This window comes from Streptosporangium becharense, from assembly GCF_014204985.1.
GTDB classification, from domain to species: domain Bacteria; phylum Actinomycetota; class Actinomycetes; order Streptosporangiales; family Streptosporangiaceae; genus Streptosporangium; species Streptosporangium becharense.
Map to the genome: position 1 here is coordinate 203,316 of NZ_JACHMP010000001.1, position 24,320 is coordinate 227,635.

General features: G+C 70.6%; 17 protein-coding genes. 12 read left to right on the forward strand and 5 right to left on the reverse strand.

Features of this window, described 5'->3' with window-relative positions; all coding sequences use genetic code 11:
• Window positions 1-3: 3 nt before the first annotated feature.
• The 4 genes from F4562_RS00910 to F4562_RS00925 are packed head-to-tail and all read right to left on the reverse strand — an operon-like array spanning window position 4 to window position 4,967.
• Complete coding sequence (locus tag F4562_RS00910; protein ID WP_184546161.1) at window positions 4-678, reverse strand: iron-containing redox enzyme family protein; 675 nt, start codon at window positions 676-678, stop codon at window positions 4-6.
• Window positions 675-1,544, reverse strand: a complete 870-nt coding sequence (locus tag F4562_RS00915) for an aspartyl/asparaginyl beta-hydroxylase domain-containing protein (protein WP_184546162.1) — start codon at window positions 1,542-1,544, stop codon at window positions 675-677. Before F4562_RS00915 ends, F4562_RS00910 begins: the two co-directional genes overlap by 4 nt.
• The gene (locus F4562_RS00920; RefSeq protein ID WP_184546164.1) at window positions 1,544-2,440 is read right to left on the reverse strand and encodes a chlorinating enzyme; all 897 of its coding nucleotides are present in this window, start codon (window positions 2,438-2,440) and stop codon (window positions 1,544-1,546) included. Before F4562_RS00920 ends, F4562_RS00915 begins: the two co-directional genes overlap by 1 nt.
• On the reverse strand, window positions 2,430-4,967 hold the full coding sequence (locus F4562_RS00925) for an amino acid adenylation domain-containing protein (RefSeq protein ID WP_221207679.1): 2,538 nt from the start codon (window positions 4,965-4,967) through the stop codon (window positions 2,430-2,432). The genes F4562_RS00920 and F4562_RS00925 overlap by 11 nt, the downstream gene beginning before the upstream one ends.
• Window positions 4,968-5,159: 192 nt before the next feature.
• Between F4562_RS00925 and F4562_RS00930 the strand changes: the two genes are divergently transcribed.
• Genes F4562_RS00930 through F4562_RS00945 form a run of 4 tightly spaced genes read left to right on the forward strand, consistent with a single transcriptional unit; the run spans window position 5,160 to window position 10,855 of the window.
• The gene (locus F4562_RS00930; protein WP_221207680.1) at window positions 5,160-7,409 is read left to right on the forward strand and encodes a non-ribosomal peptide synthetase; all 2,250 of its coding nucleotides are present in this window, start codon (window positions 5,160-5,162) and stop codon (window positions 7,407-7,409) included.
• Window positions 7,406-8,527, forward strand: a complete 1,122-nt coding sequence (locus tag F4562_RS00935) for an aminotransferase class I/II-fold pyridoxal phosphate-dependent enzyme (protein WP_184546166.1) — start codon at window positions 7,406-7,408, stop codon at window positions 8,525-8,527. The genes F4562_RS00930 and F4562_RS00935 overlap by 4 nt, the downstream gene beginning before the upstream one ends.
• Window positions 8,524-9,711, forward strand: a complete 1,188-nt coding sequence (locus F4562_RS00940; RefSeq protein ID WP_311734211.1) for a cytochrome P450 — start codon at window positions 8,524-8,526, stop codon at window positions 9,709-9,711. Before F4562_RS00935 ends, F4562_RS00940 begins: the two co-directional genes overlap by 4 nt.
• Window positions 9,712-9,769: 58 nt before the next feature.
• Window positions 9,770-10,855, forward strand: a complete 1,086-nt coding sequence (locus tag F4562_RS00945; RefSeq protein WP_184546168.1) for a branched-chain amino acid aminotransferase — start codon at window positions 9,770-9,772, stop codon at window positions 10,853-10,855.
• Here F4562_RS00945 and F4562_RS00950 read toward each other — a convergent pair.
• Window positions 10,830-15,458 carry a non-ribosomal peptide synthetase gene (locus tag F4562_RS00950; RefSeq protein ID WP_184546170.1) on the reverse strand — a complete coding sequence of 1,543 codons (4,629 nt, stop codon included), beginning with the start codon at window positions 15,456-15,458 and terminating at the stop codon, window positions 10,830-10,832. The two genes, F4562_RS00945 and F4562_RS00950, sit on opposite strands and share 26 nt — an antisense overlap.
• Before the next feature lie 185 nt (window positions 15,459-15,643).
• Here F4562_RS00950 and F4562_RS00955 point away from each other — a divergent pair, with 185 nt between their 5' ends.
• The 8 genes from F4562_RS00955 (at window position 15,644) to F4562_RS00990 (ending at window position 24,299) form a co-directional block, all read left to right on the forward strand.
• On the forward strand, window positions 15,644-17,485 hold the full coding sequence (locus F4562_RS00955) for a non-ribosomal peptide synthetase (protein WP_221207681.1): 1,842 nt from the start codon (window positions 15,644-15,646) through the stop codon (window positions 17,483-17,485).
• Window positions 17,469-18,707 carry a cytochrome P450 gene (locus F4562_RS00960; RefSeq protein ID WP_184546171.1) on the forward strand — a complete coding sequence of 413 codons (1,239 nt, stop codon included), beginning with the start codon at window positions 17,469-17,471 and terminating at the stop codon, window positions 18,705-18,707. Before F4562_RS00955 ends, F4562_RS00960 begins: the two co-directional genes overlap by 17 nt.
• A gap of 23 nt (window positions 18,708-18,730) precedes the next feature.
• A complete protein-coding gene (locus tag F4562_RS00965; protein WP_184546173.1) occupies window positions 18,731-19,471 on the forward strand; it encodes a thioesterase II family protein in 741 nt (246 codons plus the stop codon).
• Window positions 19,444-20,223 carry a thioesterase II family protein gene (locus tag F4562_RS00970; RefSeq protein WP_221207682.1) on the forward strand — a complete coding sequence of 260 codons (780 nt, stop codon included), beginning with the start codon at window positions 19,444-19,446 and terminating at the stop codon, window positions 20,221-20,223. The genes F4562_RS00965 and F4562_RS00970 overlap by 28 nt, the downstream gene beginning before the upstream one ends.
• Entirely contained in the window at window positions 20,220-21,560 is a 1,341-nt protein-coding gene (locus F4562_RS00975; protein ID WP_221207683.1) for an MFS transporter, read from the forward strand. Before F4562_RS00970 ends, F4562_RS00975 begins: the two co-directional genes overlap by 4 nt.
• A gap of 183 nt (window positions 21,561-21,743) precedes the next feature.
• Window positions 21,744-22,334, forward strand: a complete 591-nt coding sequence (locus F4562_RS00980) for a response regulator transcription factor (RefSeq protein WP_184546175.1) — start codon at window positions 21,744-21,746, stop codon at window positions 22,332-22,334.
• Window positions 22,335-22,357: 23 nt separating this feature from the next.
• Entirely contained in the window at window positions 22,358-23,470 is a 1,113-nt protein-coding gene (gene vioD / locus F4562_RS00985; protein WP_184546177.1) for a capreomycidine synthase, read from the forward strand.
• A 7-nt stretch (window positions 23,471-23,477) separates the two neighbouring features.
• On the forward strand, window positions 23,478-24,299 hold the full coding sequence (locus F4562_RS00990; RefSeq protein ID WP_184546179.1) for a metallophosphoesterase family protein: 822 nt from the start codon (window positions 23,478-23,480) through the stop codon (window positions 24,297-24,299).
• Window positions 24,300-24,320 lie beyond the last annotated feature (21 nt).

Sequence of the window (24,320 nt, forward strand, 5' to 3'; positions counted from 1 at the left end):
GGCTCACGCTCCGAGACCGGTCTCCGTCGAGAGCCGGTCGAAGAAGCGCGTCCACAGCCGCCACATCTCGTCGGCCGCCTCGAAGACCTCCTTGGCCTGCTCGGGGCTGTAGTCCGCCATCAGCGTGTGGTTCGCCTCCTCCACGTGGTCCGGCTCCTGCTCGACGTGGATGGCGACCCACTCGTTGTCGGTGACGCCGGTGACCCGCGCGATGGCCTTGCCGATGCTCGACACCATGAGCAGGTCGGTGGTCTCGGTGGCGAAGATGAAGCCGATGGCGCTCTCCCGCTTCTCCGAGGCGCGGCGGTAGCCCTCGACCAGGGCGGCGGTCTCCTCGAACGGCTCGGTCCCGGTGACCCGTTCCCGGTCGAACCCGCACTTGTCCATCGAGTCGGCGTAGATCACTTCGTGGGCCCGCTCGACCCGGCCGCCGCCGGCCTCCTGGTTGAGGATCCGCGCGATGGCGCTCTTGGAGGCGATGTCGGGCAGGACCGCCACGCAGCGGGCCAGGAACGTCGGGAAATAGTGCAGCGGGTGCCACCACTGCTCGATGAGGACGGCGGCCTGCTCCTTGGTCAGATCCGCCGTCTCCACGGCCGCGAAGAACCGATGATCGCGAAAGGCGTGGTAGACGGCGCTCTCGGCGAGCTGGTCGTTGAGGGACAGTGTCGCGGTCATGCTTGCCCACTCCCTGAGGGTCGATCCAATGTGAAGTACTGACGCAGCTCCGTGGCGTGCGTGAGCACGGCGGGGTCCGCGCTGCCGCGAGCGAGGTCGATCATGGTGTCCCAGACGAAGCCGGCTCCTCCGTCGCGCCGGAAATGCGTCTTGACGACGATGCTGAAGACCTCATTGAAGGTGTCCATGGTCAGCACTTGTGACAGCAGCGCCAGGGACGAGCGTTCCGCGTCGGGAAGCGGGGGCCGGTGGACGATCCGGCCGGCGTCGATCGTCCCGTCTCCCTCGTCGGGAATGGCCAGGATCGGTCCGTCCTCGGGCCGGTCCGCGAAGTCGAAGATGAGGTGGATCCGCGGCTCGCCGGAGAAGGAGGCCACCGAGTGGATCTGCGAGGCGTCGAAGTGCCACACCTCCCCGGCCCGCATCCGGTAGACCACGTTGTCCTCGCTGAAGTAGCAGTCCTCGTGGGTGGCGAGCGGGATGTGCAGCCGGTGTGCCGAGCGCGAATCCTCCGGGATCTCGGCGAGCTCGATGTAGTCGCGGTGCGGGACGATGACGCTCCTGGAGAACACCGCCAGCCGGACGAAGGTCAGCCTGGCGGTGTTGGCCACGGACGTGATGATCTCCTGGACGTACGGCAGTTGCTGCCCGTACTCGGTGAAGGTCGGGCGCCGGTCGTATTGGTAGTTGGTGAGCAGGCCGTCGCCCTCGTCGCCGCCGGTGGCCCAGAGCATGGCGCTCTTCCACGGGCCGCCGATGAGGTAGTTGCTGTAGGCCTCGGAGAACTTGAACGTCAGGGCCTGTTCCAGGTCCTTGGCGAGCCGGGCCTCGTCCAGCTCCAGGGTGCTCACGTACTGCGTGCGCATCAGACCGTCCTCTCCAGCCGGTCGAGCGGGGTGAACGGCTCGCCCCAGAAGTTCTCGCCGAGCACCCGGTTGAGCCCGTGCTCGTCCTTGCCGGCGACCAGCACGCAGCCGTGCCGGTCGAGCTGGAACCGGTGGCCGAACTCCTCGAACTCCGTCATGCCGCCGTAGACGCGGACATGGGTGGGGACGGTGCGGATGGCGAAACCCATGCGCTGCCGGTTGCTGGTGTTGGGATTGGACCCGTGGATGCAGCGGGCGGTGAAGATGATGAACTGGCCGGGCCGCATCTCCAGGTGGCGGACGTGCTCCTGGTCCGGGTCCCAATCCTTGTCGATCTTGATGTCGTTGTAGTTGTAGCCGAAGAAGGAGTTGTCCTTGGCCGCGTCGTTCCACTTCATCGGCGCGGTCTCGTCGTAGCGCCATTGCCGGTGGCTGCCCGGGATGACCTTCATGCAGCCGTTCTCCCTGGTCGCCTCGGTGAAGGCCACCCACGCGGTCAGCTCCATGGGCGTCCCGGGGACGCGATCGGTCGCCTCCAGCATCCCCTTGCTCGCCTCGCCGATGGCGTAGGTCTCGACCTGGTGCCAGCCGGTGCCGGTGTCACCGGGGTTCTTGGGGAAGAACTCGGTGCGCCAGCAGAGGATGTCCGAGCCGATGAGCGCCTGCATCCGCCGGACGATCGCCGGCTCGGTGATGAGCGAGCTCAGCCCCGGGATGTCGAGATGCCTGTCGTAGTTGACCGGGTTGTCGAAGGCCTTGCGCGCGTTGTTCTCCGGGTCCAGCAGTGCCTTGCGCTGGACCTTCCACCACGCCTTCATCTCCTCCGGTTCCCAGAGCGTGAAGGGCCCGATGTAGCCCTGCTCCGCGAAGGCGGCGCGGTCGGCTTCAAGATTCATTGTGTGCACTCCCCTGGCGTTCCAGCGCGGCGTCCAGCTCCTTGGCCGTCCGACTGACGTGTTCGGCTCGCATGATCCCCCAGTGATCGCCCGGCACGGGGATGACGGTGAAGGGTCCGGTGCAGAGTTCGCGCAGCGCCGCGACCGCCTCCGCCTGCCGCACGGCATCTGCGCCTGAGGACTGGGAGCCGGACGCCTGGAACAGGTGGACGGGACCGGCGTAGGGCCGCGGCCGGTAGGCCGCCGCCGCCGCCATGCAGGCCCTCGCGGTGTCGAGGGCGGCACGCAGGTAGTCGCTGGAGGCCCCCTCGCTGACGGGCGTTCCCATGAGCTGGATCCAGGTCTCGCCCGAGGTCAGCTCCTCCAGCCCGGCGCCGGCCCGGTCGTCCAGCCTGGCCACGACCTCCTCCAGCAGGCCGAGGAACGGCGTCCGGGCGATGGGCAGGCCGGTGATGGGGTCGATGACCGGGTTGGCGTCGAGCAGGCCGAGGAAGTCGACGGCGGCGCCCGCGGCGGTGAGCTGCTGCGCGATCTCGTAGGCGAGGACGCCGCCGAAGGACCACCCGGCCAGCAGGTAGGGCCCGTCGGGCTGGATCGTGCGGAGCTGTTCGACGTGCGTTGCCGCGATCTCGGACAGCGAGAGCCCGAACGCCGGCGGTTTCCCGGCCCAGCCGATGCCGAGGATGCGCACCGGAGCCTGCGAGGCGCGGGCGAGTTCCCGGTAGCCGAGCAGTTCACCGCCGAGAGGGTGCACCAGGTAGAGGCTGCGTGCGCTCGGGCCCTGCCGTATCGTGACGATCTGGGAGGAGTGCCGTTCCGCGGCGGTGACCGGGCCGTCGGTGCCCAGTGCGGCGGCGAGGTCCTCGACCGTGCTGGCGTCCAGCAGGACGGAGAGCTCGACCGGCCGGCCGATCACCTGGCTGAGCTCGGCGACCACCCAGGTGGCCAGCAGCGAGTCGCCGCCGACCTCGAAGAAGTCGTCGTCCTGCGCGAAGTCGTCGTGGCCCAGGACCCGGACCCAGAGGTCGGTGATGAGCCGGGGGAGGTCTTCTGCAGGCTCGACCGTGAGCTCGGGCAGCGGCAGCTCCGCCAGCGCCGCTCTGTCGATCTTGCCGGACGTGGTGCGCGGCATGGATTCGACGGCCACGACCCGCGACGGGATCATGTACTCCGGCAGCAGTCCCCGGACGTGGTCGATGACCTCGCGCGGTGACAGCGGGCCCTCGGCCTGGACGTAGGCGACCAGCACCGAGATGCCGCCCAGCACCTCCCGGAGCCCGACCGCCGCGGCCACCACGCGGGGGTGGCCGACCAGGGCGTGTTCCACCTCGCCGGGTTCGACCCGGAATCCACGGATCTTGAGCTGGTCGTCGGAGCGGCCGACGAAGTGGTGGGTCCCGTCGTCGGAGCGGCGCACGAGATCACCGGTGCGGTACATCCGCCCGCTCCCCCACGGGGAGGCGACGAACCGTTCCGCCGTGGCCGCCGGCGCCCGGTGGTAGCCGCGGGCCAGGCAGTCGCCCTCGACGTACAGCTCACCGACCTCGCCGTGGGGCACGTCCTGGAGCCGGTCGTCGAGGACCCGGCACACCACGCCGTCCACCGGCGTGCCGATCGCGGGAAGCGCCGGCCAGGCCGCGGGGTCGCCGGGCAACGTCAGGCTGGTGACCAGGTGCGCCTCCGTCGGCCCGAAGTGGTTGTCGAGGCGGCAGTCGCCGAGCGCGGTGAAGAAGTCCCGGATCGCCGGTGTGATCAGCAGGCGTTCCCCGGCCGTGACGACGTGCTCCAGGGAGTCCGGTACCACCCCGGTGCGCACGGAGGTCTCGGCCAGCAGCTGGAGGGCGACGTAGGGGAGGAACAGCCGCTGGATCCGCCGGTTCACGATGGTGTCCAGGAGCGCGCGCGAGTCCCGGCGGGTCTCCTCGGGGGCGATGACCAGGCAGCCGCCGGTCGCGAGCGTGGACAGCACTTCCTGGAAGGTCACGTCGAAGGAGGTCGCGGTGAAGTGCAGCGTGCGCAGGCCCGGCTCGCCGTCGGCGATCTGCCAGCGGATCAACCGGTCCAGCCCGCGGTAGGGCATGGCGACCCCTTTGGGCACACCGGTCGAACCGGAGGTGTGCAGCACGTAGGCCGGCGCGGCCGGTGAGAACGGCTTCGCGGCGGGCGCCTTCTGGCCTCCGGAGGAGGTGACCCCTTCGCGTGAGATCGTCACCAGGGCCCCGAGCCTGCGGGCCAGCGCCTCCAGGCGGGCGGGCGGCGAGGCGGGGTCGATCGGGCAGTAGGCGCCGCCCACGGCCAGCACCGCCAGCATGGCGACGACCGTCTCGGCCGAGCGTCCGAGCAGGACCGCGACCGGCTGTTCCGGTCCCACCCCGGCGCTCCGGAGCCGATCGGCCGTCTCCTCCACCCTGCTGATCAGCGCGGAGTAACTCAGCGTCGACCCGTCCGCCATGTCCTCGACCGCGCAGGCGTCACCGTCGGTCCTGGCGCGTTCCCGGACGGCTTCGAAGGCGAAGGAAACGGCCAAGCGAGGCTCCTCAGGTGGCGTCTGCGGCTTCCGCAACGAAGCTATAGACGTCCGCGAGGGTTCTGGAGTCACCGGAACTAGTCACAAATCCCCGGTTTAGCCAGTTTGTCCGGTGAACGTGGGACAGGCACCGCCCTTGAAACCGCCGACGGCGTCTTCCTTCACTAGTCGCGACAGAGGTGAGGAGCAACCTTGATCGACAGCCAGAATTCCCCGCAGAAGTGTGTCGGACCCATCGCCATCGCGCCGAGCACCGTCAGTGTGCTCGACGGCCTGGCCAGGACCGCCGGCACGGACGATCTCGCCCCCTTCACCGTCTGCGCGGCGGTGCTGGCGGACCGGCTCGCGGCCCCCCGCAAGGTCCGGGTGATCCGCGGCGACCTGGAGGAGGTCGTGCCGGGCACGGCGGGGCCGGTGGACCCCGCCCTCAGCCTCAGGGCCGCCGTGGCCCGGATGGACGCCGGCCGCGACACCACCCGGTCGGCCGAACCCGCGGACGTGACCGTCCTGCTGTCCGATGACGGCCTGCGTCTGTACGTCGAGACCGCGACCGGCGCCGAGAGCTGGGCACGGACCTACACCCGCCTGCTGGCCGGTGCGGCCGGCCGCCCCGACGTCCCCCTCAGCCTGCCCTCGCTCCTCCACCGGCCGCTGACCCGGCCCGTGGAGGAGCAGGCCGAGCGCACTCCGGACGCCGTCGCCGTGCTGGACGAGGACGGCCTCACCCTCACCTACCGGGAGCTGAACGAGGAGACCAACCGGATCGCGCGCTTCCTGATCGAGCGCGGCGCGGGCCGGGGCACCCGCATCGGCATCTGCCTGGAGCGGAGCGTCGACCAGATCGTCGCGATCCACGCCGCGGTCAAGACCGGCGCCGCCTACGTGCCCCTCGACGCCGACCTGCCGGACGCGCGGCTGGCCTACATGCTGGAAGACGCCGGGCCGCTGCACGTCATGACCGACGCGGTCTGCCGCGACCGGATCCCCGCGGGCCCCTGGAGCGTCCACGACCTGCGGGCCGACCGCGCGCGCTGGGCCTCCCAGCCCGCCGGCAACCCGACGGTGGAAGGCTCCCCCGCCGACCTGCTGCACATCCTCTACACCTCCGGGACGACGGGCCTGCCCAAGGGCGTCGCCTACCCCTCGGACGGAGCGCTCACGCACCTGGAGTGGATGCAGTCGCGCTACCCCTTCCGGCCGGGGGACACCGCCGTATTCAAGACCTCCCCCGGCTTCGACGTCTCCGTCTGGGAGATCTTCTGGCCGTTCTACCACGGCGGACGGCTGGTGGTCTGCCGTCCCGGCGGCCACCAGGACCCGCGCCACCTGGCCCGGCTGGTCGAGGAACACGCGGTGTCGACCCTCTTCCTGCCACCCACCATGATGGCCCCCTTCCTGGAGGAGGTGCGGCCCGCCCACGCCGCGGCCCTGCGCTGGGCCTTCTGCGGCGGCGAGCCGGTCACCCCCCGCATCCGCGACACCTTCCACACCACGTTGCCGCAGGCGACCCTGGTGAACTGCTACGGGCCCACGGAGGCGGGCAACGTCACCGACATGGTCCTGCCCCACGCTCCGGGCAGGCCCGTCCCGCTGGGCCGTCCGGCCGCGAACTTCCGGCTGCTCGTCCTGGACGAGAACCTCGAACCCGTGCCCGCCGGGACGCCGGGCGAGGCCTACATCGGCGGCGACCCCGGCCTGGCCCTGGCCTACTGGCGGGCGCCGGGACGCACCGCGGAGCGCTTCGTCGCCGACCCCTACGGGCCGCCGGGATCGAGGCTCTACCGCACCGGCGACCTCTGCCGCCGACGGGACGACGGCGTGCTGGAGCACCTGGGCCGGATCGACCGGCAGATCAAGATCCGGGGGCTGCGGGTGGAGCCAGGGGAGGTCGAGGCGGTGCTCGCCGCGCATCCGGCGGTCGCCGACTGCGCGGTCATCGCGCACGGCGAACCGCTCCGGCTCCTCGCCTTCGTCGTCCCCCATGAGGCGGAGCTCGACACCGGGGCGATCCTGGCCCACGCGGCCGCGACGCTCCCCGGCCACATGGTGCCCGCACGTGTCGTGGCGGTCCCGCGCATCCCCGCGACGGTCAACGGCAAGATCGACCGGGAGGCCCTCCTCAGCTTCCCGTCACGTCCGCGGGACCGCGAGATCGTGCCACCGGCCGACGAGACAGAGGCCGCCCTGGCCGAGATCTACGGACGGGTCCTGGACGTGGGACCGGTCAGCGTGCTCGACACCTTCACCCTCCTGGGCGGGGACTCGATCCGGGCCTTCCGGCTCCTGGAGGCGTGCGAGGAGCGGTTCGAGACCAGGCCGGCGGTCGCCGACCTGCTCACCAGCCCGCTGCGGGCGGTGGCGGCGGCGATCCGGGCCGCGGAACGGTCCCCAGTAGATGGGACAGGTAGCGGGTCGGCCCCCAAGCCTACGGTTTCCCCATGAGCCAGCTCGCCAACCTAACCATCCTTGAAGTCGACGCGCTGACCGACCTCGACGGCGGCCTCAACCTGACCGACGGCCACGCGCGACTGGTTCTCACCGAGAAGCAGGCCGCCATCGTCGCCCGCATCCCCGAGATGTTCACCGAGGCCTGCCGTCGTCCCTTCCCCGACATCGAACATGAGGCGCACGAGGTCTTCCTGCGGGCGATCGGCCAGCACAGCGCGCCGGTGGGCACCGGCAGGATCCTCAGCTGCTATTCCTCGACGCTGGCGACCGACATCGTGGCCAGGGCCCTGCCCAGTGGCGCCACCGTCGCGGTGCTGCATCCCACCTTCGACAACATCGCCGACCTCATGGTCACCCGCGGCCTGTCGCTGGTGCCGTTGTCGGAGGCCGCGCTGCTGGACCAGGACTGGCCGGGGCCTCCGGTCAGCGCCATCGTGGTGACCCACCCGAACAACCCGACGGGTCTGATCACGCCCGAAGGCCACCTGCGCTCGCTCGCCGAGCACGCCGTACGGCACGGGCAGACGGTCATCATCGACGCCAGCTTCCGCGGCCAGGTGCGCGAGGCGCAGTACGACACCTACGCGGTGCTCGACGAGGCCGGCGCGGACTGGATCGTCATCGAGGACACCGGAAAGCTCTGGCCCACCCACGAGCTCAAGATCGGGCTGCTGGCCTACAGCGAGCGGACGGTCCTGCCCATCATGCGGGCCTTCTCCGAGTCGCTGCTCGCCGCCTCGCCTGTCGTGCTCCAGCTGGTCAGGGAACTGGCCGTCGACTGGAGTGACGGCGGCTACGAACGCGCCAGGGAGCTGGTGGAGCGCAACCGGGCGGTGGTCGCGCAGGCCGTCGAGCCGGTGGGGCTGCGGCTGGCCGATCCCGCCTCGCAGATCAGCGTCGCGCGGATCGGGCTGCCCGCCGACGGCCCCGACTCCTCCCTGCTGCACAAGGCCATGCTGGCCAAGGGCGTCCACGTGCTGCCGTGCGCACCCTTCCACTGGGCCGACCCCGAGGAGGGTCTTCGCTACATCCGTCTCTCCCTGGCGCGGCCGTACAGGACGGTCGAGACCGGAGCGCGGATGCTGGCAGAGGCGTATCGGGAGCTGCGGTGAAATATGACCCATTCGACTACCGCGTGCATGAGGATCCCTATCCCATCTACGCGTGGATGCGCGATCACGCACCGCTGTACCGCAACGACGAGCGTGACTTCTGGGCACTGTCCCGGCACGCCGACGTCCAGGCCGCGCTGCGCAACCCGGGGCTGTTCTCCAACCGGTACGGCATCTCGCTGGAGCCGGAGCTCTGGGGTGCGCACGCGCCGAAGACCAGCTTCTTCCTGGCCATGGACCCGCCTTCGCACGGAGTGCACCGCGGCCTGGTGTCCAGCGCGTTCACCCCGCGCCGGATCGCCGCCCTGGAACCCCGGATCCGGGAGCTGGCCCGCGAGCGGCTGGAGCCGCTGCGGGACCTGACCCGCTTCGACTTCGCCGCCGACTACGCCGCCGCCCTGCCCAACGACGTCCTGTGCGAAATGCTCGGCATCCCGCAGGCGGACTGGGACCAGATCCGCGCCGACACCGACCAGATGAACCAGCGCGAGGACGGGGTGGACGAGCGCGGCCCGAACTCGGTGGCCGCGGCCCTCCGCCTCGCCGCCTACCTGGCCGCGTTCGTCGGCGACCTGCGCCGCCACCCCGGGGACGACCTGACCTCCGTCATGATCGAGGCGGAGGTCGACGGGGCCCGGCTCACCGACTCGCAGATCGTCGGCTTCCTGTTCGTCATGATCGGCGCCGGCAACGAGTCCACGGGCAAGACGATCGGCAACGCCTGGTACCAGGGCTGGCTCCACCCCGAGGCCCGGCGCAAGGGCCTGGACGGCCGCGCCGCCGACTGGTACAGCGAGACGCTGCGCTACGACTCGGCGAGCCAGATGACCGCGCGTCTGGTCACCGCCGAGACGACCATCCACGGCACCACGCTGCCGGTGGGGGCCCGCGTGGCACTCCTGCCCGCGTCGGCCAACCGCGACGAACGGGCTTTCCCGGACCCGGATCGCTATGACCTCGACCGCGACACCCGGAAGATGATCAGTTACGGTCTGGGCCCGCACCACTGTCTCGGTTCCGCGCTCGCCAATCTCGAGATGGAGATCGCGCTGGACGAGATCGGTCGCCTGGTGGAGGACTACGAGCTCGACACGGCCGGTGCCCGCCGGGTGCACTCCCCCCACCAGCGCGGGTTCGCCTCCCTGCCCTGCAGGGTGCTGCGCCGTTCCCGGCCCCGTGGATGAGCCCTGCGCCACCTCGCGTCAGATCTCCGCACGACCTCGCGACAAGGACGGTGTCCCAATGATCGATTTCGATATCCGCGTGAGCGACCGTCCCCTGCCGGACGCCGAGCGAGCGGAGATCCTCGCCACGCCGGGATTCGGGCAGCACTTCACCGACCACATGATCACCATGCGCTGGTCGGCGGCCGGCGGCTGGCATGACGGGCGGCTGGAGCCCTACGGGTCGTTCACGCTCGACCCGGCCACCCTGGTGTTCCACTACGGCCAGGAGTTCTTCGAGGGCATGAAGGCCTATCGCCAGAGCGACGGGACGATCGCCCTGTTCCGGCCGGAGGCGAACGCCGAACGGTTCAACAGGTCGGCACGGCGCATGGAGATGCCCGAGATACCGGTCGAGACCTTCGTCCGGGCACTGGAACTGCTCGTCTCCCAGGACCGCGCCTGGGTGCCGTCCACCTTCGGGGAAAGCCTCTACCTGCGGCCCTTCATGATCGCCACTCAGCGGACCCTGGCCTTCACCCAGCCGTCCACCAGCTACCTGTTCTGCGTCATCGCCTCCCCCGCCACCGCGTACTTCGGCGGCGGGACCCCGCGCGCGCTGACCGTCTGGCTGTCGGAGGACTACTCACGCGCGGCCCCCGGCGGCACCGGCTTCGCCAAGGCGGGCGGGAACTACGCCGGCGCGTACGCCGCCTCACGTCAGGCCGTCGAGCAGGGCTGCGACCAGGTGGTCTGGCTGGATTCCACCGAACGCCGGTGGGTGGAGGAGATGGGCGGCATGAACCTGTTCTTCGGGTACGGCGAGCGCGTCATGACCCCGTCGCTCACCGGCACCCTGCTGCCCGGCGTCACCCGCGACTCGCTGCTCACGCTGGCACCCCGTCTCGGCATCGAGGCCGAGGAGGGCAGGATCTCCATCGGCCAGTGGCGCAAGGAGTGCGAGAGCGGCGTCATGACCGAGGCGTTCGCCTGCGGCACGGCCGCCGTGATGGCTCCGGTCGGCACGGTGCGCGGCGTCGCCAAACAGTGGCTGGTCGGCGACGGCCGCCCCGGCCCGGTCACCCTGCGCCTGCGCGAAGAGCTGCTGGGCATCCAGTACGGCCGCCGCCCCGACCCGCTCAGCTGGGTGCACCCAGTCTGCTGATCAGCTTCTCCAACTGCTCGGGAGCCACGCGCGCCAGCGGGAAGTCCGCCGGGGCCGGCCCCGCGCCGATCAGCTCTCGCAGCTCCGCGAGGTAGCGGTCGGCCAGGTCCCGGATGGTCTGGCTCTCGTGCAGATCCTCGCTGTAGCACCACTGGACCACCAGGCCGCCCGCGACGATCGACGCCCTCACCTCCACCGGATACGGCCTCCGCCCGCGTGGGCTCGCCGTGTGGTTCATCGGCTGGTCCACCGGGCCTGCGTAGGAGAAGAGGAGTTCGGCCGGCGACGCCGGCAGCGGGTCGGACCCGTGGTGCAGCAGCTGCCAGCCGATGCCGCCCAGCGGCGCGGCCTCCGGCGCCGAGGCGCCGTCGAGCACCACCGGATGGATTCGGCTGAACCAGCCCACGGTCCTGGTCAGGTCCACATCGTCGAAGATCGGCTCGCGGTCGTGCCGTTCGAGGTCCACCAGGTGCCGCTCGGCCCCGGTCCAAGCGCTGAGGGTACGGCCGAGAGCCGTCAGCAGCGCCGCCGTGATCCCGTGCGGGACCCGTGCCAGGTCGCCGGTGGCCTCGGCGTCGAGCGTGGCGAGCACGGTCCGCTCGGAGGAGACCGTGCCCGGCTCCGGCACGGCGGCCTCCGCGGCCGTGTCGTAACGCAGGCGTCCGACGGGCTCGGCCAGCAGCGCCGACCAGTAGTCCCGCTGCGACTGGACGGCCGGCGTGCCGGCGTGCCGGCTGAGCCGGCGGGTCCAGGACTGCCAGGACGTGGTCTTGGCCGGAAGGTCCCCACCGGCCAGCAGGGTGGCGAGATCCTCCAGAAGGATCCGCACGGAGGCCGGGTCCGCCGTCAGCCGGTGGACGGTCAGGACGAGCCGGTCCGGCCGCTCGGGGCCGGACCTCACCAGCGCCAGGCGCAGCAGCGGGCCGACCGCCAGGTCCAGTCCGGTCTGCATGTCATCGGTGAGCTCCCGCATCCGGCGGACCCGCTCGTCCTCGCCGAGGCCGGACAGGTCGTGGACGTCCACCGGGACCGCGTCGCCGCGCGGCGCGATCCGCACCCTTGTCCGCTCGCGGGCCAGCAGGAAGCGCTGCCGCAGCCCGTCGTGGTGGACGACCAGCCGCTCCGCGGCCTGGCGTACCCGGTCGGGCTCCACCCGGTCGCTCAACTTCAGCACCGCCGAGGTGTTCCAGTGGTGGGGGTCCTCCAGGCCTGCCGACGCGAACCACTGCTGCCCGGCCACCAGGTGGACCGGCCCGGTCACGTCACCCTGCTCGGCGTCCACGACGACCCCGGCCACGGCCACCTGCGCCAGGAGTCCGACGGTCGGATTGGCGAACAGGTCGTACGGCTCCAGCCGGATGCCGGCCTCCTGAGCCCGCGCCACCACCTGGATCGCCAGGATGGAGTCACCGCCGATCTCGAAGAAGTTGTCGTTGACCCCGATCTCGTCGACCGCGACGACCGCCGCCACGATGGCGGCCAGGCGCTTCTCCAGCGGCGTGCGGGGAGCGAGGAACTCCTCGGCCAGCTCGGGCCGGCCGCCGTCCGGCGCGGGCAGCCGGTCTCTGTCGATCTTGCCGTTGTGGTTGAGGGGCAGCTCGTCGATGTCGACGAAGAGCGAGGGCACCATGTACGGCGGCAGCGTCTGCTCCAGGAAGCGGCGCAGGTCGCCGTGGCTCGCCGCGGGCTCCGGGCGCCGCACGACGTAGGCCACCAGCCGCCGGTCGCCGGGCGACGGCTCATGGACCGTCACGACCGTCCCGGCGACCGCGGGGTGCTCGCTCAGCGTCGACTCGATCTCCGTCGGCTCCACCCGGAACCCGCGGATCTTGATCTGCGTGTCGACGCGGGAGATGAACTCCAGCGTTCCGTCGGCGCGTCGCCGGATCAGGTCGCCCGTACGGTACATCCGCCGACCGGGGCGTGCGGGATCGGCGACGAAGCGCTGAGCGGTCAGGCCCGGGCGGCCGAGGTAGCCGCGGGCCACGCTGACACCGCCGATGTACAGCTCGCCGGTGCCGCCTCGGGGCACCGGCCGCAGCCGGCTGTCCAGGATGTGCAGCTCGGCTGAGGGCAGCGGGGTGCCGATCGGCAGGTTGGGCCAGTCGTAGTCCGGGTCGGCCGGGTCCAGGCGGAAGAAGGTGGAGCTGACCGTGGTCTCGGTCAGGCCGTAGACGTGCATCAACGGCACCCCGAGCCGCCGCCACATGGCCAGGCGCTCCGGCAGGACCCGTTCGCCGCCGATGATCACCAGCCGCAGGCAGGGCGGCAGGTCCCGCCCGCGCCGGTCGAGTTCGCGAACCCACTCGTGCCAGTAGGCGGTGGGCAGCTCGATGACCGTCATCCGCTCCCGCTCGATCAGATCGGCGAGGTCGGCCTGCCCGCCGATGAAGTGCTGGGTGGGGATGACCACCGCGCCGCCGGCCAGCCAGGTCGGGAACAGCTCCTCGACGTGCACGTCGAAGCCGGCCGACGCGAACTGCAGGAACCGGTCGCCGGAACCGAGACCGAGCCGGTCCACGATGTCACGCGCGAACACCGCCAGGGACCGGTGTTCGATCACGGTCCCCTTGGGCCGGCCCGTCGATCCCGAGGTGTAGATCACGTAGGCCGGGGAGGACGGGTCGGGTGCGGGCAGCTCGCCGCCGGTTCCCCCCGGCGGGTGGTCCAGCGGCTCGTCGAGGTAGACCACCTGCTCGGCCCAGCCGGGATCGGCCGGCAGGCTCCGCTGGGTGACCAGAGCCCCGACCTCCGCGTCGGCCAGCATGAAGGCGATGCGCTCGGCCGGGTAGGTGGGGTCCACGGGGACGTAGGCCGCCCCCGCCATGAGGGTGCCGAGGATCGCCACGGGCAGCCGCGGCGAGCGCTCCACCAGGATGCCGACCCGCGTGCCCTTGCCCACGCCCCGCGCGGCGAGGTGCCGGGCGAGGCGCTCGGCCTCCCGGTCGAGCTCGGCGTAGCTGGTCGGCGCGCCGTCACAGATGACCGCCGGCGAGTAGGGGGCGAGGGCGACCCGCTGACGGAAGTGCTCGACGAAGGTCGGGCCCGGCGGTGCCACGGCCGCTCCGATGCCCGCCGCGGCGGTCGCGGCAGCCGTGCCCGCCGTCTCCGCCGTGGCGGCCGTGGCGGCCGTGTCAGCCGTGGCCTCGGGGTCGCCCAGGTCCACGGCCTCCACCGGCCGGTCCGGTGCGGCGACGATCTGACGCACGATCGCGTGGAGCTGGTCGGCCAGAAGCTCCACGGTGCCCGCGTCGAAGAGCTCGGTCATGTACTGCCACTGGAGCTCCAGGCGGTCGGCCTTCGGGATGACCGCGATGGTCAGGTCGACCGAGGCCAGGCCGAGCTCCATCGGCTCCGGGGTGAGGCGCAGTCCCGGCAGCTCCAGCACGGTGTCCGGAATGGTGAGCACGTTGAGCCACATGCCGCTCAGCGACGTCTGCGACGCCTCGCGGCCCAGGCCCAGCGCCTCGATCAGCCGGTCGAACGGCACGTCCTGATGGTTGAGCGCGTCGGAGACCGTGTCGCGGGCCTGGCGCACCACCTCGCGCAGCGTGTGCCCGGGACCGAGCCGCATGCGCAGCGGCAGCGGGTTGGCGAAACAGCCGATGAGCCGCTCGGTCTCGACCCGGGTGCGGCCGGAGACCAGGGAGCCGACGACGAGATCGTCCTGCTCCAGGTGCCGGTGCAGCAGCACCGAGCAGGCCGCGAGCATGACCGTGCCCAGCGAGGCGCCCTCTCGTTCGAGGAAGCGGCGCAGCTCGGTGCTGAGCTCGGGCGAGAGGTGCACCGAGACCACGTCGCCGGCGAAGGTGGGCCGGGCCGGGTAGGGCCGGTCCGTCTGCAGCGCCGATCCGGTGGGGACGCCGTCCATCACCTCCCGCCAGTACTTCACCTCCTCGGAGATCCGCTGCTCGTCGTGGCGGCCCCGCTGCCAGGCGGCGAAGTCGCCGAACTGGATCTGCGGCGCCGGCGGCGCCGCACCGAGGCCGCGGCGGGCCTGGTAGAGCTGCGCGACCTCCTGGACGATGATCGACAGGGACCACGCGTCCGAGGCGGCGTGGTCGGTGGCGAACAGGGCGACCGTGGTGTGCTCGGCCAAGTGGAACATGGTGATCCGGAGCCGTAGCGGGTCCTTGGGGTCGAAGCGGCGCGAGACCTCCGCCAGGCAGCGCCGGCGTAGCTCGGCGGACTGCTCGCCCGGCGCGAGCCCGGACAGGTCGACGACCGGGATCGGCACCCGGCCCGCCTCGTGCACCGTCTGGACCGGCGTGCCGCCCGCGTCGATGTCGAAGGTGGACCTGAGCACCTCGTGCCGCTCCACCACCTCGGTGAGGACCAGGCTGAGCAGGTCCAGATCCAGCTCTCCCTCGATCCGGAAGGCCCCGGTGATGTTGTTGGCCCCGCGGAAGCGCTCGACCGCCCATTCCCGTTGCTGCGCGATCCCCAGCGGCGTGGGCACGGAGCGGTCGCGCGGCCCGATCCGGTCCCCGGTCCCGTCGTCGTGCGCCGACGCCCGTGCCGTCGCCAACTCGGCGAGCCTGCGCTCGAGCAGTTCCCGCTTCTGGGGAGACAGGGCCGCGATCCGACTCAGCTCATCAGTCACTCGGCAACCGTAGGCTGCGCGGCGTTTATGGAAATGTCCCGTGAAGTCGGGACGGTAACGAGGAGAGGGAAATCTATAGCTTTGTGGCGGGTCAGCGTGTCGCGAAGGAGTGCCATGAACCGGTCCGATGACAACCCGCGTAGCGCCAGCCGCACCGCCCTCGGCCAGCGATGATGACCACGGCCATGCCCGCGGCGGGTGTCCCGCAGTGCGTGCACGAGATGGTGGCCGCGCAGGCCGCCCGCACGCCGGACCGGATCGCGGTCGGCTTCGCGGGCACCACCCTCACCTATCGCCAGCTCGACCGCGCCGCCGACGCCCTGGCGATACGGCTGCGCGAGGCCGGGGTCCGCGGAGGGGCGGTGGTCGCCGTCGTCCTCGGCCGCACCCCGGACCTCATCGTCACCCTGACGGCGATCCTCAAGGCCGGCGGCGCCTACCTCTACCTCGACCCCGCCGAACCGCACGCGCAGCGTTCCCGGATCGTGCGGGACGCCCGAACCCGGTTCGCCGTCGTCGGCGTGGACTTCCTCGATCACGCACCGGAAGTGGCCCACGTGCTGCCCCTGGACCGTGACATGGCCGCCCTGGCGGAGTCCGGCGGGACGGAACCGGCCGGCGGGGCCGGTCGGCCCTTGCATCCGGACACACCGGCCTACGTCTGCTACACCTCCGGCTCGACCGGCGAGCCCAAGGGGGTGGTGGTCTCCCACCACGCCATCTGGCGGCTGATCCACCGGCCCACCTGGATCGAGGTCCGCGACGACGACGTCTTCCTGCAGCTGACCCGGGTCGGTTTCGACGTCTCCACCTTCGAGATCTGGATGCCCCTGGTGAAGGGGTGCCGCCTCGCCCTCGCCCCGACCGGGCACGCCGATCTGGAGGAGATCGTGGCGACCGTCCGGGCCGAGAAAGTGACGGTTCTCTGGCTCACCACCGGCCTGTTCCACAAGATCGTCACGCATCACCTCGACGGCCTGGCCGGTGTCCGGCATCTCCTGGCCGGCGGCGACGTCCTGTCCCCCGCGCACGTGCAGCGGGTCATGTCCGCCTACCCCGGCATGGTCTTCACCAACGGCTACGGGCCCACCGAGAACACCACCTTCAGCACCTGCTGGACGACCAGCCGGATCAGCACCGCCCCGCGGGTGCCGATCGGCGTGCCGATCGACGGCAGCACCGCCGCCGTCCTCGACGACCGGTTGCTGCCGGTCCCGCCGGGCGAGGTCGGCGAGCTGTGGGTCGGCGGCCACGGCGTCGCCACCGGCTACCTCAACCGGCCCGGCGCGACCGCCGAGAAGTTCGTCGCCGACTGCGATCCGGCGGCCCCTCCCGGCAGCCGGATGTATCGCACCGGGGACCTGGCACGCTGGTCCGAGGACGGCACGCTGGACTTCCTCGGCCGGGCGGACCGCCAGGTCAAGATCCGCGGATACCGGGTCGAGCTGAGCACCGTCGAGGTGGAACTCGCGGCCCAGCCGGAGGTGGAGCAGGCCGCGGCCCTGACCTACACCGACGGGGCCGGCGACACCAGCCTGCTCGCCTACGTGGCGGTCGGGCAGCAGGTGGATCCGGCCGACTTCGGCACGTTCGGCGTGACGCTCCGGGAGCGGCTGCAGGAGGTGTTCCCGGCGCACCTCGTGCCGCGGGCGGTCATCGTGCTGCAGGACATCCCGCTGAACCCGAACGGCAAAGTGGATCGTTCTGCGCTGCCCACCAAGATCCCTCGCAACGTGTGGAACGACTACGTCGAGCCGCGCGACCCGACCGAGGAACTCCTGGTCACGATCTGGAGCGACGCGCTGGACGTCGAGCCGATCGGGGTTGAGGACAACTTCTTCGAGCTCGGCGGCCACTCGCTGCTCGCCGCCGAACTGCTCGCCGAACTGCACCATCACTTCGACGTCAAGCTGCCGGCCCGCACCCTGTTCCTGCGGCCCACCATCGCGGACCTCGCGGAGGAGTTGCGGCGCCGGGGTGCGGCATCCGGCGCCGATAGAGAGGCAACGAATGCGGGAACCCGGTAACGACGCGACGGGATGCCCGGTCGGGGGGCTGGCCGACCCGATGCTCTACACCACTCTCGGCTTCCGCGGACGCTGGGGCGACATGCGGGAGCTGGGACACCTCGAATGGCAGCAGGCCGACGAGCGGAACGGATTCTGGTCGGTGCTGAAGTACCACGACGCCGACCGCGTGCTGCGTGACGCGGCCACGTTCACCTCCGAGCGGGGAACGTTGCTGAACATCATCGGGGTGGAGGACCCGGCGGGGGGCAGGCAGATCGCGGCGACCGATCCCCCACGCCACACGATCATGCGGGCCCGCCTGCAGAAGGCCCTGTCCATCAAGGCGGCCGAGCGTCAGCACGAGCTGATCCGCGACCTGATCCTGGAAGTCATCGCCCCGCTCGCCGACGGCGGCCCGTTCGACTTCGCCCAGGCCATGCTGATGCTGCCGGTCGCGGTGGGCGGGGAGATGATGCGCCTGCCGCGCTCCGACTGGCCCCGGCTGGAGCGGCTGCTCAACGCCTCGATCGCGCCGGACGACCCCGAGTACGCGATGCCCGGCGGCCCCAGGGAGACGCTCGACCTGGCCCACCGTGAACTGTTCGCCTACTTCCAGGACATCTACCACGAGCGCCGCAGGAACCTCGGCGACGACCTGATCAGCGTCCTGATCACCACCGAGGTGGACGGGCGGACCATGTCGCCGGGGGAGGTCATGTCCAACTGCTACAGCGTCCTGCTCGGCGCGGTGGTCACCACTCCCCACTCGCCCAACTACGTCATGTCCGAGCACATCGGCGACGGGTTGCTGGAGGCGTGGGCGGCCGACATGGCGGCCACCCCCTCCGCGGTGGAGGAGGCCCTGCGTCTCGCCTCGCCGGTCAGCCACTTCATGCGGTACGCCGTCAGGGACACCGAGGTGCGCGGCACGAAGATCAAGGCGGGTGACGCGGTGGTCACCTGGCTCGGCGCGGCCAACCGCGACGAGGAGGTCTTCCCCGACGCCGGGCGGTTCGACCTGCGCCGCAGGCCCAACAAGCACCTCGCCTTCGGGATCGGCCCGCACTACTGCGTCGGCCACACGCTGGCCCGGGTCACCCTGCGCATCCTGTTCACCGAGCTGCTCACCCGGTTCACCGACTTCGAGCCGGCGGGCGAGCCCTCCCGGATGCACTCCAATTTCATCTCCGGCTACAAGCACCTGCCCATCGCCGCCAAAACGGCCCGCGGTACCGCCTGACACGAACCTCCGGAGGCACGTCCATGTCCCAGCAGAGGCAGCGCGACAAGTGGCTGCCGTCCACGCCGTCGGCCTCGGCGACCGGGCGGGTCTTCCTGATCCCGTACTCGGGCTGCGGGGCCAGCATGTACCGCAGGTGGCCGCGGCGGCGAGAGGGCGTGGAGTTCCTGCCGGTCGAGCTGCCCGGGCACGAGACGCGCTTCGCCGAGCCCACCTACCACAGCTATCAGGAGCTGGCCGAGAGCATGGCGGACGCGCTCGAACCCTACCTCGACGTTCCGTTCGCCTTCTTCGGTCACTGCGGCTCGGCCCTGGCCGCCTACGAGGTGTCGGCCGAACTGGTGCGCACCGGCAGGCCCGCGCCGGCCAACCTCTACGTGTCCTCCGAGGTCGCCCCCCAGGACGGCCCGGCCGGCCGCTTCCTCACGATGGACGACGCCGAGCTCGGCGCCGAGCTGGAGAAGCTGATCAGCGAACTGGGAGGCAAGCCCGCCCCCGAACTGATCGAGCTGTACGTCGAGGTGCTCCGCTCCGACGTCGAGGTCAACAAGCGCTACCTGGTGCCCGATCCGCTCCGGCTGCCCGGCCCGATCACCGCGATCGGCTGGACCGAGGACGACGAGATCCCGTACTCGACCATGGGCGGCTGGAGCGCGTGCGGCGAGACGACATCGGTGCTCCTGGAGGGCCGGCACTACCGCTTCCTGGAAGGCTCCCCCGATCTGCTGGAGGTGTTGTGCACGGGCCTCAGAGCCAAGCGCTGAACGGGGACCGCCGCTGGCTCAAACGCTTCGGCCGGCCGGCGCCCGGCGGCGTCCAGCTCTTGTGCTTCCACAGCGGCGGCGCCGGCGCGGGCATGTTCCGCCACTGGACCCAGCTGGCGGCCCCGGGCATCGACATCGTCGCGGTCCAGTTACCCGGGCGGGCCGACCGGTTCGGCGAACCGCCGTACCGCCGGATGAAACCGCTGCTCGACGACCTCATCACGGCCGCCGGGCCGCTGTTCGCCCGGCCGTTCGCGCTGTACGGCACCAGCATGGGGGCCCGGGTGGCCTGGGCCCTCGCCCACGCGCTGCGTGAGCGGGCCCTGCCCCGGCCTCGCGCGCTCTACGTGGCGGCCAGCGCCGCTCCCTGCCTGGATGACGGGACCTGGTCGTGGGAGGACCGGGAGGACGGTCTGGAGGGTTATGTCCGTGAGATGGGCGGCACCCCCGCCGAAGTGCTGGCCGAGCCCCAGCTGCTCGCCGTCCTGCTGGGCACGCTCGACGCCGACCTGACCGTGCTGAGCACGCACGGCTTCCGCCCCGCGACGCCGCTCGACCTGCCGATCCACGCGTTCGCCGGCTCGCAGGACCCCGAGGCGCCCCCTGATCGCATGATCGGCTGGAAGGCGGAGACCACGGCCCGTTTCGACCTCACTCCGATCCCGGGCGGACATTTCTTCGACCGCGAGGGCGACCGCCTGGTCATCGAGACGATCGGTTCGGACCTCGGAACAGGAAGGGGGCAGCCATGACAGGAATGCGTACCTTCGTGGTGGTCTGGATCGGCCAGTTCGCTTCGATGATCGGCACCAACCTCGGCGGCTTCGCTCTCGGGGTCTACGTCTACCAGCAGACCGGCTCGGCCATCCAGCTCGGCTCCGTCTTCGCCATCGGCCTCCTGCCCGCCATCCTGGCCTCCCCGATGGCCGGGTCGTTCGTGGACCGGTGGGGGTCCAAACGGGCTCTCCTGCTGAGCAACACCGGCGCCATGGCGATCACTCTGACCCTGGCGCTGCTGCTGTTCACCGATTCCTTCGCCATCTGGCACGTCTACGTCGCCGTCGCCGGCCTGTCCTTGCTGTCGGCGTTCGAGGGGCCCGCCTTCGGCGCGCTGGTGCCACAGCTGGCACCCAAGAACCATCTGGGCCGGGCCAACGGCATGCGGATGTTCGCCCTGGCGGTGAGCGAGCTGCTGGCCCCGGTCTCCGCGGGCTTCCTGCTGCTGGTCATCGGCATCGAAGGCATCGTGCTCATCGACGGCCTTTCCTTCGGCCTGGCTCTGATCACCCTGCTCGCCGTGCGTGTGCCCGGCCCCAGGCCGCGGCAGCCGCAGGAGGGGCCGGGCGAGAAGGCGGACGAGGCACGGGTGGAGTTCCGGGCGGCATGGCGTTATGTCACCGCCCGGCGGGGCCTGCTCGCCCTCATGATCTTCTTCGGCGCGGTGAACTTCAGCGCGGGCTTCGTCGACCTGCTGCTCACCCCGCTCGTGCTGTCCTTCGCCTCGTCGGACGCGCTCGGCCTGGTCCTGACGATCGGCGGGCTCGGCATGCTCGCCTCCAGCGCGCTGGTGAGCGTATGGGGCGGGCCGAAACGCCGTGTCCGAGGGCTTCTCGGGCTGTCGCTGGTGCTCGCGGCGGCCACGGTCATCGGCTCGTTACGACCGAACGTCGCCATGATCGCCGTAGCCGCCTTCCTCTTCATGGGGGCCCTCGCGGCCTTCCTCAGCACCAACCAGAGCATCTGGCAGGCCAAGGTGGAGCCGGGGATGCTGGGCCGGGTCGGTGCCCTGCAGAACATGGTCATCTCGATCCCCCAGCTCATCGCCTACTGCACGGCGGGCGTGCTGGCCGAACGGGTCTTCGAGCCGCTGGTCGGTCGTGACGCGGTCGCCTCCCCCGGTCTCACCGTGCTCATCGGCGACGGACCCGGCCGGGGTATCGCCCTGCTCATCATGATCACAGGCGGGCTGATCGTACTCTCCGTGACGGCCGCCGCACTCCATCCGCGGCTGCGCCATCTGGAAAACGAACTCCCCGACCAAATTCCTGACGAACAGATTTCACCGAGCAGCCTTTCCGAAAAGGTCTGACAGCCCTCTGACATCCGCAAATAACGCGGCGTCACGACATTTTTATCCATGGTGACGACTGTTGCATCGATCGACGAATATAGTAATGATTGACGCGTGATAGAGCCGCCCCGGACCAGCGACCTTCCAATGGAGCATCGCACCATTCAACGGGAACGATCAAGCAAAGCATGGGAGCCTCCGATGATCAGGGTCGCCGCCGTCATCGATTCACCGATTTTCCTGGTCGGCCTCGTACAGACGCTGAAAAACGCCGGAATGACCGTGACCCTCGCATTCAGAGTCGCCGATGAACAACTCACCTGGACCGCCGACGTGGCATTGATCGACATCAACGCCCTGTCACCCGACGACGGCCTCTCCTACATCAGGAAACTCTCCGGACGCGCCGGTGTTCTCGTGCTCCACGACGATCACGTGGACCTCGATCCGTACATGCGCGCCGGGGCCCGCGGCGCCATCAGCAAACGGGAATCGGCCGAGAACCTGGTCTCCGCGGTCTGGGCCGTCGCCGCCGGGAACCGGGAGTTCCCGCGAGGAAAGGACCGCCAATCCCCGTCCGACCGGCCCAAGACGGCCGGCGTGCCCCTGTCCGGACGGGAGGAGCAGGTGCTCCACCAGATCTCGCGCGGCCTGACCCACGGCCAGATCGCCACCAAGCTGGGCATCAGCCCCCACACCGTCGACACCTACGTCAAGCGGATCAGGACGAAACTCGGGGTGGGAAACAAAGCCGAACTCACCCGGGCGGCCCTCCTCACACGGGCGAGCTAGCCGTATGAAGAGAGGATGAGACCATGGAATTCGCCATCGCCGAACTCGAAGAATGGATGCGCCGCTACTATCACAACGTCGACCATGACATTGGCAGCAGTGGTGTGCGGGACCTGACCATGGGTGAGCTGGCGGCCATCTGTGAATTCGAGCTCTCCGAGCTCGGGCCAATGGTATTCCACGACAGCGAGAGTTTCGGTGGAAGAGGTTTGAGAAAAGCTCTCGCCGACCGGTGGACGGGGGGCGACGTGGACCCCGTGATGGTCACTCACGGTTCCAGCGAGGCGATCTACATCGTGATGCACACCGTCCTCGTCCCCGGCGACGAAGTGATCGTGGTCGACCCCGCCTATCAGCAGCTGTACGACATCGCCGCCGGCATGGGCTGCCGCATCACCCGCTGGCCGCTGAACCGGCACGACGACTTCGCCGTGGACCTGGATGCGCTCAGGCGACTGGCGGCGAGCCGGCCCCGGATGATCGTGGTGAACTTCCCGCACAACCCCACCGGCGTCTCCATCACCCCGCAGCAGCAGCGGGAACTGATCGAGATAGCCGAGGAGGCGGGCGCCTGGCTGGTGTGGGACCACGCCTTCGGCGAGCTGACCTACTCGGCCGACCCCCTCCCGCTGCCCTTCGGGTCGTACGGCAAGTGCATCGCGTTCGGCACCTTCTCCAAGAGCTACGGCCTGGCCGGTCTGCGCGTGGGATGGTGTCTGGCGCCGCCCGAGCTGCTGAGCAGGATGGCGGTGCTGCGCGACTACATCGCCCTCTACGTGTCGCCGGTGCTGGAGTTCTTCGCGGAGAAGGCGGTCAGGAACGCCGACCGCATCGTCTCGCTCCAGCGCGAGCACGCCAGGGCCAACCTGAAGACCGTGCTGCACTGGGCCGGCGAGCTGCCCGATCTGGTCCGGGCCTACCCGCCGGCCGGCGGGGTGACCACGTTCATCGAGTTCCCCGGCCACCCCGACGTGACCGGGCTCTGCCGCCGCCTCGCCGAAGAGGAACGGGTCCTGCTCGTGCCCGGGAGATGCTTCGGCGACTCCTACACCGCTCACGCCCGGCTGGGCTTCGGCGGCACCGCGGCCGAGCTGACCGCCGGGCTCTCCGGCATCAGCCGCCTGCTGCTCGGGTGACGCCCGCGTGAACAACCTGCTGGCGATCAGCGACCTGCATGTGAGCCACGCGGAGAACCGGCGGCTGCTCGACCGCGTCGTCCCCAGCTCCCCCTGTGACTGGCTGATCGTCGCCGGAGACGTCGCCGAGCGGATGAGCGACATCCGGTGGGCCCTGGAGCGGCTCAGCGAGAGGTTCGCCAAGGTGATCTGGGCTCCCGGCAACCACGAGCTGTGGACGACCTCGGGCGACCCGTCGGCGGCCCGGGGCGAGGAGCGCTACCGGGAGCTGGTCAAGATGTGCGGGGAGCTGGACGTCCTCACGCCCGAGGACCCCTACCCGATCTGGGAGGGAAGCGGCGGGCCGGTCACGGTCGCGCCGCTGTTCCTGCTGTACGACTACAGCTTCCGCCCGGACGGCACGTCGACCAAGGAGGAGGCGCTGGCCCTCGCCTACGAATCCGGCGTGGTCTGCACCGACGAGGTGCTGCTGCACCCCGACCCGTACCCCAGCCTGGAGTCCTGGTGCGAGGCGCGGGTCACCGAGACCGAGCGGCGCCTCCAGGAGCTGGACCCCCGGATCCCCACCGTCCTGGTGAACCACTACCCGCTGGTACGGGAACCGACCAGGGTCCTGCGGTACCCGCAGTTCGCGCAGTGGTGCGGCACGGAACGCACCGCGGACTGGCATCGCCGGTTCCGCGCGGCGGCGGTCGTCTACGGTCACCTGCACATCCCCAGGACCACCTGGCACGACGGAGTGCCGTTCATGGAGGTCTCCGTGGGCTATCCCCGGGAGTGGAACCGCCGCGGCGGGTATCCGGGACCGGCCCGAGTCCTCCCGGCATGATCGGGTAGCTTCTCCCCGCCG